The following is a 12,199-nucleotide window of genomic DNA, read 5'->3' on the forward strand; positions in this document are numbered from 1 at the left end:
TTTAACACTTATTATTTTATGAAATTTTTCCGATACACATTAATTGCCATAGCGGTTGTCGCTTTCTCTTTTGCAGCCTTACTTACTTTTAACTCTCAACCAAAAGATGAAGTGAGCGAAATAAAGGTCACTTCATATCAAAACCCAGAGGCCGAAAACACTCTAGAAAGCCCGCACTACAAAAGTGAGCGGAATCTAGCTCGAGTTCATTACTTTGTAAAAGTAGGTGACTCTCTTAGTACGATCTTTTCATCATGGGGTATACCGTATGAGACAACACAGAGGATTCTAGAATCGGATCTTGAGTCGCTTAAGCTCGATACCATCAAACCAGGGGACCACATCGAACTCTTCCTTGATAGTGATTCAAAACAGTTAGTTAAACTTATTTACCATGAAAGTCTCGTGGAACGTGCGATATATAAGAAAGCGAAAGACGGTAGCTACGTTTATGAATTTGTTGAAGAGGCTGGAGAATGGAAAGAAAAGCTCATTTCAGGAACCATTAACGGAAGTTTTTCTGCATCGGCTTATAAGTTGGGTTTAACAACCGCTCAAATTGCCAACATTACGAGAGTGCTGCGCGATAAAGTGAACTTCTCAAGGGAGTTAAGGGCAGGGGATACCTTTAACGTGCTTATAACGCAGCAATACGTGGGTAATCATTTAACTGGGAATAATGAGATTAAAGGTATTTCGATAAATGTACATGGAAAAGATATATCAGCATTTTTGGCAAAAGATGGTCGGTTTTACGATAGGCAAGGCAACAGCTTAGAGCAGGCTTTCGACCGTTATCCAGTGGATAAGAAATATCGACGTATCACATCGCCATTTAACCCCAAAAGAAAGCACCCAGTAACAGGGCGAGTGACGCCACATAACGGTACTGACTTCGCGACGCCTATTGGGGCGCCAGTTTATTCAACGGGCGATGGAAAAGTGATCATGGTTCGAAACCACCCCTATGCAGGGAAGTACTTGGTGATTGAGCATAATAGCGTCTACAAAACTCGTTACCTTCATCTAGATAGTTTCTTAGTCAAGCGTGGACAAACTGTTAAACGCGGTCAAAAAATAGCCTTAGCGGGGGCGACTGGGAGAATAACTGGGCCACATCTACATTTTGAAGTGTTGGTACGAAATAGAGCGGTTGACCCCATGACCGCCGATCTTCCACTAGCGACATCGATTGATCAGAGTGAAAGGGCATCGTTTATAGCTAGTGTATCTGTGTTTGATGAGCTTGTTGCTGTTGAGCAGGCAGCAGCGAACTCGAAATTAGCGAGTAAGTCGGACGTTTAGGGTCGCTATATTCTATAGGCAAAAAAATGGACAAACCGAAGTTTGTCCATTTTTTAATTTAGGTTGTTCTAAACTCCAACGGGAGAATTAAAACCTTACTGGTAATGATCAATGCTTGGGCAAGAACAAATCAGGTTACGATCACCGTGCACGTTATCAACGCGGTTTACCGTAGGCCAGTACTTAGACTGCTTAGTGGACCATGTAGGGAAACATGCCAGTTCACGTGAATAAGGACGATCCCACTCTTCGCTAGATAGGTCTACTTGTGTATGTGGAGCATTAACAAGTGGGTTGTTATCTAGTGGCCAAGCGCCTTCTTTTACCGCTGTCATTTCATGACGAATCGCGATCATCGCTTCACAGAAGCGGTCTAGCTCTTCTAAATCTTCAGATTCAGTTGGTTCTACCATTAATGTGCCTGCTACAGGGAATGACATCGTTGGCGCGTGGAAACCGTAGTCCATTAGACGCTTAGCGATATCTTCTTCGCTGATGCCTGTCTCTTCTTTTAGCGGGCGAATATCAATAATACATTCGTGTGCTACGCGGCCGTTAGTACCACGGTAAAGAACAGGGTAGTGAGGACGAAGCATTTCCATCACGTAGTTTGCGTTTAGAATCGCCACCTTGGTTGCTTCTTTAAGTCCAGGTTCACCCATCATGGCAATGTACGCCCAAGAGATCGGTAAGATAGATGCGCTACCTAGATCTGCAGCAGATACTGCGTAATCCGTACCTTGTGAACCATTCTCGATGTGACCTGGTAGGAAAGGTGCTAGGTGTGATTTAACACCGATAGGACCCATACCCGGACCACCACCACCGTGTGGGATACAGAATGTTTTGTGCAAGTTTAGGTGAGATACGTCAGAGCCGATAAAGCCTGGAGACGTAAGACCAACCTGTGCGTTCATGTTCGCGCCATCTAGGTAAACTTGACCGCCAGCAGCATGAACCATTTCACATACTTCTTTCACTTGCTCTTCGTATACGCCATGCGTTGAAGGGTAAGTGATCATGATGCTTGAAAGGTTATCGTGGTGCTTCTCGATTTTCGCTGCTAGGTCTGTCATGTCGATGTTGCCATCTTCATCACACTTAACAACTACAACCTTCATAGAAACCATTGACGCTGTCGCTGGGTTTGTACCGTGCGCAGAGCTAGGGATCAGACACACATTACGGTGACCTTCACCACGGCTAGCATGGTAACGTTGAATCGCAATTAAACCTGCGTATTCACCTGAAGCACCAGAGTTAGGTTGTAGTGAGAAATCATCGTAGCCAGTAATTTCACACAGTTTCTCTTTTAGATCTTGTGCTAGTGCTGTGTAGCCTGCAGCTTGCTCTAGTGGAGCAAATGGGTGCAGTTCACTAAACTCAGGCCAAGTGACCGGAATCATTTCCGCAACCGCGTTAAGCTTCATCGTACAGCTACCCAGCGGGATCATACCGTGAGTCAGCGAGAAATCTTTATTCTCTAGCTGCTTCAGGTAACGCATCATTTGCGTTTCGCTGTGGTGCGTATTGAAAACAGGGTGAGTTAGGAATTTAGACTCACGACGGCAGCTCTCTGGAATTGCTGCAAACTCGTTCGTAGCAATTTCAGTTGATAGTGCATTGAAATCTTCAGCAACATTGAAGATAGCGAATAACGCTTCGATATCAGATGTTGTTGTCGTCTCATCAAGGCTCACACCTATCTGATTTGGTAGCTTACGTAGGTTGATATCAGCCGCTTGTGCTTTCGCATAAAGCGCGTCTGTTTGATCACCGGTATTTAGCGTAATTGTGTCAAAGAAGCTGTTGTGAGCAAGCTCAAAACCAGATTTCGTTAGGCCAGCCGCTAAAATTGCTGTCATGTGGTGCGTACGACGAGCGATAGTACGTAGACCTTCAGCGCCGTGGTACACAGCAAAGAATGACGCCATGTTTGCAAGTAGAGCTTGAGCGGTACAGATGTTTGATGTCGCTTTCTCGCGGCGGATGTGTTGCTCACGAGTTTGCATAGCCATACGCAGTGCTTGGTTGCCATTCGAGTCTACAGAGACACCAATGATACGACCTGGCATTGTACGCTTGTGTTTGTCACGTGTTGCCATGAATGCAGCGTGAGGACCGCCGTATCCCATAGGAACACCGAAGCGTTGCGATGAACCGATGACGACGTCAGCGCCCATTTCACCAGCAGGCTTTAATAGAGTAGAAGCAAGCAGATCAGTAACTACAGTTACCAAAGTTTTGTTTGCTTGTGCTGCTGCGATTACGTCAGTGAGGTCTTGTACTTGACCTGTTGTGCTTGGGTATTGAACCAGAGCGCCAAACACGTCTTGTTGTGGCAATGTCTCTAAAGCGCCAACTAACACTTCAAAACCGATGTACTCTGCGCGAGTTTTAACAACTTCTAGCGTCTGAGGGTGCACATCGTCTGCAACAAAGAAGACTTTGCTTTTGCTTTTTCCAGCGCGTTTACAAAGCGTCATCGCTTCGCCTGCGGCTGTTGCTTCATCAAGCAGTGATGCGTTGGCAATATCCATCGCCGTTAAATCCATCACCATTTGTTGGAAATTAAGTAGTGCTTCTAATCGGCCTTGTGAGATTTCAGGCTGATAAGGCGTGTACGCTGTGTACCAACCTGGGTTTTCTAGTACGTTACGTAAGATAACGTTAGGAGTGAAGGTGTTGTAATAACCTTGTCCGATAAAGGTACGTTTAACTTGGTTCTTATTAGCGAATTCTTTCATCGCCACCAGCATGTCCGTTTCGCTTTTTGGCGCAGCAAGCGTCATTGGCTGTTCAACGCGAATCTGTGCTGGAACCGTTTCATCAATAAGAGATTCAAGGCTAGCGGCGTTAATCGCTTCTAGCATCTTTTGTTGATCCGCTTTATTTGGACCGTTGTGACGTGCAACGAATTCGTTTTGTGTGCCCAGATCGGCTAGTAACGGGCTTTGAAGTAATTCAGTCATTGTTCCTTTACCTTCTTTAACAGATGGAAATCAATCGCAATTCATTACGAGATGATGCGCTTGATGTTCATCTTGAAAAAAAGCTGCCAATGTTGGGGTAACAAGGCAGCTTTAATTTGTCTTCCTAATTACTCATCTTCGATAGAGTTTAGGTATTCTTCAGCATTTTTTAGATTATCAAGCTCTGATGGGTCAGAAAGCTTAACTTTTACTATCCAGCCACCTTCGTAAGACTCTTCATTAATCAGCTCAGGGCTATCTTCAAGCTCTTCATTGATTTCAACAATCTCACCAGTTACAGGAGCATAAATGTCAGACGCTGCTTTAACAGATTCAACCAAAGAGAAGCTTTCGCCCGCTTCGATTTCGTCTTCAACTTCTGGTAGGTCGACAAATACGACATCGCCAAGCATTTCTTGTGCGTGAGCTGAAATTCCGATGGTTACAGTGCCGTCACCATTGTCTTTAACCCATTCGTGGCTCTCTGCAAACTTTAGTGTGTTATCCATTGCTTATCTCCAAAAATAACTATTAGTTTTTAAAATGTTGTTCAATTCTTATTGGTACAGTGGGAAGCGAGCACACAGCGTTTTCACTTGCTTGCGAACACGCTGTTCAACTTCTGGGTTACCTTCAGGGCTTTCAACAAGACCATCTAGTACGTCACCAATCCACTCACCGACGAGCTTAAATTCTTCACTGCCGAAACCACGACTGGTTCCTGCTGGTGTACCCAAACGGATACCCGATGTAATCATAGGTTTTTCTGTATCAAATGGAATGCCATTTTTGTTACATGTGATCCCTGCACGTTCTAATGCTTCTTCTGCTTTATTACCTTTTAGTCCTTTAGGACGTAGGTCGACTAGCATTAGGTGTGTATCTGTTCCACCTGTAACGATGTCACAGCCACGAGCTTGCAGGACTTCAGCAAGAACTTTCGCGTTGTTGATGACAGAATCAATGTAAGTCGAAAACTCAGGACCAAGTGCCTCACCAAATGCGACCGCTTTAGCTGCGATAACGTGCATCAGTGGACCGCCTTGAAGACCAGGGAATACTGCTGAGTTGATCTTCTTATTGATCGCTTCGTCGTTTGTTAGAATCATGCCGCCACGTGGGCCACGCAATGTTTTATGCGTTGTTGTTGTTACAACGTGAGCGTGAGGAAGTGGGCTAGGGTGAGCACCAGTAGCAATAAGGCCGGCGATGTGAGCCATATCGACCATTAGGATTGCATCGACTTCATCAGCGATTGCGCGGAATTTAGCAAAATCGATAGTGCGCGGAATAGCTGAACCGCCCGCGATGATCATCTTCGGCTTATGTTCTTTAGCTAGTTCTAATACGGCATCGTAATCGATTTCTAGAGTGTCACGATCAACGCCATATTGAACAGCATTGAACCACTTTCCTGACATTGCTGGGCGCGCACCATGAGTTAAGTGGCCACCTGCGTCTAAAGACATACCAAGAATTGTGTCGCCCGGTTGAAGAAGCGCTAGTTTGACCGCACCGTTCGCTTGAGCACCAGAGTGAGGCTGAACATTCACATAGCCACAGTTAAACAGCTTTTTAGCGCGCTCAATAGCAATCGCTTCTACTGTATCAACATGTTCACAACCACCGTAGTAGCGACGACCAGGGTAGCCTTCTGCATATTTGTTAGTTAGGCATGTACCTTGCGCTTGCATAACCGCTTTAGAAACAATGTTTTCTGAGGCGATTAATTCAATTTGTTCGTTTTGACGCGTGTTCTCAGCTTGGATGCCTGCAAATACGGCATCGTCAGTAGCACCAAGGTTGGTGGTGAAAAAACTGTCTAGGCTGTGGTTCGAGTAAGCTTTGTTCATGGCAGAGGTCTTCCAATTTAATAGCAAGCTTGCATTATTGTTGTTGCCTGCTAAATCTTTCGTTTATAACTGTAATACTGTTTATAGGCGGTGTTATCTGCATGGTTTAGGTGGAACAACTTGCATCTAACAACCATTGATTTCTAACAGCAATACAGCGCGAATAAGTCCCTAAAATGGGTAAAAGCGATTCAACCAAATGCTCAATAAAACGAACTTAGGTCAAACCAAAAACTGCATCTCTTCATCTAACAAGTCGATAACATACCCCCAGCCACAAAAACAATCAATCAAAAATTTCCTATAGGAAACCTAGTTTCCATTTCTGTTACCGAGAGCACGCTTTATTTTGGTGTGTGGTCTTTAATCAATTAGTCGCTTCATGCAACAATGAATACTCACAGACAGGAAGTAACAATAGTAGAGGGAAAAGCATGTCAGAAGACATCTATGACGAGTACCCATCTTTAACGTTGGCCAAAGAATCAACGGATCAAAACATAGAGCCATTAAAGCTTGGAGAGCGAATCAAAGACATTCGAGCTAAGCTTGGTATTACGTTAGAAGAGGCTAGTCAACGAACGGGCTTAGCTCGCTCTACGTTAAGTAAAATAGAAAATGAACAGATCTCACCAACGTTTCAAGCAATGCAGAAATTGGCGCTTGGTTTGCAGATAAATATGCCTCAACTCTTTGAGCCACCTAGGAAAAAAGTTGCAACGGGGCGTCGTGATATATCCCGTTCTGGTGAAGGTAAAGCACATCCTACCCCAACTTATGAGCATGAATTGCTTGCCACTCAGCTTTCTAATAAAAAGATGATGCCGTTCAAAAGCCGCATTCATGCACGTAAGTTTGAAGAGTATGGGGATTGGGTAAGACACGATGGTGAAGAGTTCTTGTTGATTCTTTCTGGTGAAGTATTGTTCTATTCTGAGTTTTACGAACCAGTGTCAATGAGCGAAGGTGATAGTGTTTATTATGACGCGAATATGGGCCATATGTTGATCTCTACCAGTGAGGAAGATGCGCACATTTTGTGGGTGACCGCGAAGTAAATACGACAATTCGTGATGTTTAAAGTGAGGGATACAAATTTCTTATAGTGAAAGCAACCGTTTTCGTTTTTAAGTAAATCGATTGAAAAGCGCCTGTTTGATTTGGAATGAATCGAATGGGCGCTTTTTATTTGGGCTGATTATTGTAATTAGTATGTTAAATGTCACACTTTGAGCTGTGGGGAACTTGTTAAAGGTGGAAAAGTCGTCATGCTTGTTTATTATAGGAAACAAGATTTCCACCTAAGTGAATTTAGAAAGTGGAAAGCTCACTAAAACATTGTCACATTATAAAACATTGCCACATTAACAGTCGCTCATGTGATTAGTCGTTAAAGCTATGGTTAGCTAAAGCAATAAGTAGCTAAAAGCTATTAGTTGTGAAAAGCGGTTAATCGCCCAATGCACTCATTAACTTTGTCGAATTAGTTAAATAATCGAACCAGTTAAATAAATAGATACGCTGTGTCTGACCTACCGGAGAAGAAAATGTCTCAAGAACTAACGAATCAAGAACTTTTGAAGACCCCGCTGCATACCCTACACGTTGAAGTAGGCGCAAAGATGGTACCGTTCGCAGGGTACGACATGCCAGTTCAGTATCCACTTGGCGTTAAAAAAGAGCATCTTCATACTCGTGACGCTGCTGGTTTGTTTGATGTGTCTCATATGGGGCAACTACGCCTGCACGGTGAAGGGGCAGCTGCATTCTTAGAGTCATTGGTTCCTGTTGATATCATCGACCTTCCACAAGGCAATCAACGTTATGCGTTCTTTACCAATGAGCAGGGCGGTATTATGGATGACCTTATGGTGGCGAACCAAGGCGATCATCTATTTGTTGTTGTTAATGCTGCATGTAAAGAGCAAGACATTACCCACCTACAAGCACATCTACCTTCAGGTGTAGAACTTGAAATTATTGAAGATCGCGCACTACTTGCACTTCAAGGACCAAAAGCCGTCACTGTATTGTCTCAGATTCAACCAGAAGTTGCAGACATGGTGTTTATGGATGTAAGAACTCTAGATATCGATGGCGTTGAATGTATCGTAAGCCGTAGTGGTTACACGGGTGAAGATGGCTACGAGATTTCAGTGCCATCTGAGCATGCTGAGTCTTTGGGTCGTAAGTTAACGTCGTTTGAAGAAGTCGAATGGATTGGCCTAGGCGCACGTGATTCACTTCGCTTAGAGTGTGGTCTATGTTTGTACGGTCACGACCTTGATACGACCACAACACCAGTTGAAGCTAGCCTTTTATGGGGCATTCAAAAAGTACGTCGTACAGATGGTGAACGTGCAGGCGGTTTCCCTGGTGCAGATATCATCCTAAACCAAATCATCACTAAAGACGTAACGCGTAAACGTGTTGGTTTGATTGGTCAAACGAAAGCACCAGTACGTGAAGGTACTGAGCTTTTTGATGCAGAAGATAACAAAGTAGGCATCGTAACAAGTGGTACAGCTGGACCAAATGCTGGCAAGCCAGTATCAATGGCTTATGTAAGAGCTGACCTAATGGCTGTTGGTACAGAACTGTTTGCTGAAGTACGTGGTAAAAAGCTTCCAATGACAGTAGAAAAAATGCCGTTTGTTCCTCAGCGTTATTTCCGTGGGTAGCTTATACTAGTACTAAGGAATGAAGTAAAAGCCCTCTTTCCGAGGGTTTTTTTGTTGTTGGCACTTAGGTACTATATGGACATATTCACCTAATCAATGTTCAGTTAAGAAGGATTACTTGATGAACAAAAGTTGTATGCGCGTTAGTGGCCTGCTTTTAGGCTGTGCTTCACTGAGTTTTAATGCATTTGCTTCTGATGTAAGTGCATATATTGTTAATGGTAGTAGCGCAGATATAGCCAATTATCCTAGCTTTGCCAGTCTTTTTTATGACAACGGCTCATCTTATGGTAACTACTGTGGGGCGACGGTGATCAATTCGCAGTATATCTTGACAGCTGCCCATTGCATTTATGATGATTTTGATGGGATGTTGAATTTTTATGTCGCCCCGGGGCTTGAAGATGAGTCTGATTATTTGAATGGCGGGGTCGATAAAGCGAGAGTCGAAAAATACTATTACCCTACAGATTATTCTGACAGTGATAGCGACTTATACGCGAATGATATCGCTATTCTTAAATTAGAAACGGCACTTAACGTTGGTAACTTCTACGCTTTGCTTAATACAACGACGAATTATACGGGCTCTACGTTGGAGTATACGGGTAACTCGACCACCATCGGTCATGGTTTGATTGAGGGTAACGTGGATGGTGGTAATCTTTTACTCGAGACAACGTTAACTCAAGAAAATAATGCAACCTGCGATAGCCGAATGTCAAATAAGCAGATTTGTTTTACTAGTGCTGTTGGTGGAAGCGGGTATAAAAACTCTACCTGTAATGGTGATTCAGGCGGGCCGCTATTTTGGGGAGGGCAACAAATAGGGATCACTAGCTTTGGACCCAAAACATGCGGAGATTCATCTGCTCCTTATTCATCTGCTTTCACTGAGGTCTATGATTATCAATCTTGGATTAGCCAAGTTATCAATGGTCAAGAAGATCCAAAGTATTATGTTGTCACAACCAATGGTATACGTAGCTTAATACGTAATGAGGATTCTAGTGTAGTTGACACTGACGGTGTTACAACCGATACAGGTGGTGACTCTGGTGGTGGTTCTATAGGCTGGTTTGCATTACTGATGATGCCGCTACTAACACTTGTTAGGTGTCGAAAGAAAAGTGTACTGACAAGTTGAATTTATTAATTGTTTTGTACGGTCAAGACCTTTAATCATGTTCTGCATTAAGAATCTTTAATGTTCTATCCATCAGAACTAAATATAAGATAAGTCATACTGACTTAGTCCTTAAAGACGAATAAGAATACGCGGTTTACCCCCTAAACCGTTATGGCTCGCATTAGTCACGCGAGCCATTTTTATACCACTCCCTTTATGAATACGATACCCTTAAAGCCCCCAAAGTGAGGAGATGTTGTGAAAATACTCATCATCGAAGACGATATGACGACCAGAGAGTTTGTTGCTAAAGGTTTGCAGGAGCACGGCTATTCTGTCGACCAAGCAGAAGACGGCAAGCAAGGCCTTATGATGGCACTCAGTAGTGAGTACCAGTTGGTTGTTCTTGATCGAATGTTGCCATATCTAGATGGAATGAAAGTGCTATCTGCTATAAAGGCAACCCAAGAAGATCTACCCGTCTTGATATTGAGCGCAATGGACAGCGTGGAAGACAGAGTTGATGGTCTACAAGCGGGCAGCGATGATTATTTGATAAAGCCTTTCGCGTTGGCAGAGTTGATCGCTAGAGTCGATATCATCATTAATCGAACTCAAAGGCAGACACCGTTTCAAAACATACTCAGCTATGACTGTCTTGAGCTGAATTTAAAAGCACATCGTGTGATGTGTAATCATCAAGAACTTAACTTGCAGCCTAAAGAGTTTCAATTACTCCAGTATTTTATTGAGCACAGTGAGCAAGTGGTCTCGCGTATGCGTTTATTTGAAAGTATTTGGAGCTACCACTTTGATCCAAAAACAAATGTGATTGATGTTCATGTGGCCAACTTAAGGCGAAAACTTGAGGACGCAGATTGTCGGGATTTACTCCATACAGTGAGAGGGGCTGGCTATGTCCTTCGTCGATGATTATACACTGACACGGTCATCGATTTTTAAGACACTTATTACCTTGTTTATTTTAGTGACGATTGTAAATATCGTAGTAATACGAAAAGTATATTTAGATTCCGACGCTTTTCATCAACAACAACTTACTAAGCAGCTCAACGATGAAATTCTCGAGTTTAGTTTTGTGGCAAAACAAGGGAAAGAACAAGTAGAGACCTTTCTACGGACTAAGCAAGTGACCAAAACCCCTTTCTTTTATAAACTCTCTGAGTATGAAGAGCCAGTTTATAGTGCTCACTATTACCCTGTAAGTTCTTTGTCCGTCAATAATAAGACTTATATTCGTATTGGCACAGACCATCAATTGGAAATTGGTATTGACCCCGCAAGTGTTGATGCGTTTCGTAAATCACTGATCCCTATTGTGCTATCGGGAGTCGTATTTCCGATTGCTGTCATGTTAGTTGCTGCATTATTTTTTACCGTTGTAATGCTAAAAAAAATAGAGCTTATCAATAAATCGATGAACCGAGTGCTCTGTGGCGAGCGAAATGTAAAAATTCCTGTTTCAAAGCAAGATGATGAATTCGATGTCATAGCGATCCATCTCAATTTTATGATTGAACAAATGGCGCAAAACGAATCATCGCTCAAGTCTCTAACGGTTGGGATGGCGCATGATATGCGAACGCCAATGGCTCGCCTCAAGTTACGACTCGAAGACATGTTGTCACAATCAGATTTACCCGAGGGGCAGCAAGAGCAACTGTCGATCTGCCACGATGAGTTAGAGCTGATTCTTTCTCTGTTTAATAGCATGTTGGAAATAGCTAAGTTGAATAGTGGTCAGCTAATGGTTCAAACCGAACGTGTTGACTTGGGGTTGATAGCGAAAGATGCAATGGAGTTTATTTCACCTTTGGCCGAGTTGAAATTACAGTCAATGACTCTTCGTGAAGACCACCCCTGCTCAGTGATAGGAGACCGATCGTTACTCTTTCGAGCAGTCTTTAACCTCATTGAAAACGCAGTTAAATATACGCCTGAAGGCGGTCGTGTTGAGGTGATCGTTGATCATTTTGGTGTCGTTGTGACTGATTCCGGTATAGGGATTTCGGATGCTGATAAACTAAATGTGTGCCGACCTATGTACCGAGCTGATAAAAGTAGAAGTGAGCATGGCAATGGATTAGGTCTTTCATTAGTTGATGCCGTGGTCAACCGGCATAATGCCCGCTTGATTTTGAGAGACAACAACCCAGGGCTAAGAGCGAGAATTTATTTCGATCACTAGAAGTAAAGTGCTTAGTCTAATCAAGAAAAAGCCAAAGCGTATGCTTTGGC

Annotated in this window: 9 protein-coding genes; 6 read left to right on the top strand and 3 right to left on the bottom strand. The window is 43.3% G+C overall.

Annotation, left to right across the window (positions count from 1 at the left end; all coding sequences use genetic code 11):
• Window positions 1-18: 18 nt before the first annotated feature.
• Window positions 19-1,305, top strand: a complete 1,287-nt coding sequence (locus tag L4C54_RS19285; protein WP_428809419.1) for a peptidoglycan DD-metalloendopeptidase family protein — start codon at window positions 19-21, stop codon at window positions 1,303-1,305.
• A gap of 95 nt (window positions 1,306-1,400) precedes the next feature.
• On the opposite strand, the gene gcvP is transcribed toward L4C54_RS19285, so the two are convergent.
• The 3 genes from gcvP to L4C54_RS19300 all read right to left on the bottom strand — a co-directional run bounded on the left by gcvP (window position 1,401) and on the right by L4C54_RS19300 (window position 6,130).
• Complete coding sequence (gcvP, locus tag L4C54_RS19290; RefSeq protein WP_428809420.1) at window positions 1,401-4,277, bottom strand: aminomethyl-transferring glycine dehydrogenase; 2,877 nt, start codon at window positions 4,275-4,277, stop codon at window positions 1,401-1,403.
• A 128-nt stretch (window positions 4,278-4,405) separates the two neighbouring features.
• Window positions 4,406-4,786, bottom strand: coding sequence for a glycine cleavage system protein GcvH (gcvH, locus tag L4C54_RS19295; RefSeq protein WP_428800667.1), 381 nt, complete (start codon window positions 4,784-4,786; stop codon window positions 4,406-4,408).
• Between the two features lie 48 nt (window positions 4,787-4,834).
• Window positions 4,835-6,130, bottom strand: coding sequence for a serine hydroxymethyltransferase (locus L4C54_RS19300; protein WP_428809421.1), 1,296 nt, complete (start codon window positions 6,128-6,130; stop codon window positions 4,835-4,837).
• Window positions 6,131-6,564: 434 nt separating this feature from the next.
• Between L4C54_RS19300 and L4C54_RS19305 the strand changes: the two genes are divergently transcribed.
• The 5 genes from L4C54_RS19305 (at window position 6,565) to L4C54_RS19325 (ending at window position 12,149) form a co-directional block, all read left to right on the top strand.
• Window positions 6,565-7,188, top strand: a complete 624-nt coding sequence (locus tag L4C54_RS19305; protein ID WP_428800665.1) for a helix-turn-helix domain-containing protein — start codon at window positions 6,565-6,567, stop codon at window positions 7,186-7,188.
• 489 nt (window positions 7,189-7,677) lie between these two features.
• The gene (gene gcvT / locus L4C54_RS19310) at window positions 7,678-8,811 is read left to right on the top strand and encodes a glycine cleavage system aminomethyltransferase GcvT (RefSeq protein ID WP_428809422.1); all 1,134 of its coding nucleotides are present in this window, start codon (window positions 7,678-7,680) and stop codon (window positions 8,809-8,811) included.
• A gap of 121 nt (window positions 8,812-8,932) precedes the next feature.
• Complete coding sequence (locus tag L4C54_RS19315; RefSeq protein ID WP_428809423.1) at window positions 8,933-9,958, top strand: S1 family peptidase; 1,026 nt, start codon at window positions 8,933-8,935, stop codon at window positions 9,956-9,958.
• 240 nt (window positions 9,959-10,198) lie between these two features.
• On the top strand, window positions 10,199-10,873 hold the full coding sequence (locus L4C54_RS19320) for a response regulator transcription factor (protein WP_428800662.1): 675 nt from the start codon (window positions 10,199-10,201) through the stop codon (window positions 10,871-10,873).
• Window positions 10,857-12,149, top strand: coding sequence for a sensor histidine kinase (locus L4C54_RS19325; RefSeq protein ID WP_428809424.1), 1,293 nt, complete (start codon window positions 10,857-10,859; stop codon window positions 12,147-12,149). Before L4C54_RS19320 ends, L4C54_RS19325 begins: the two co-directional genes overlap by 17 nt.
• The last annotated feature ends 50 nt before the right edge of the window (window positions 12,150-12,199 follow it).

This window comes from Vibrio lamellibrachiae (assembly GCF_050337265.1).
Lineage (GTDB): Bacteria > Pseudomonadota > Gammaproteobacteria > Enterobacterales > Vibrionaceae > Vibrio > Vibrio kyushuensis.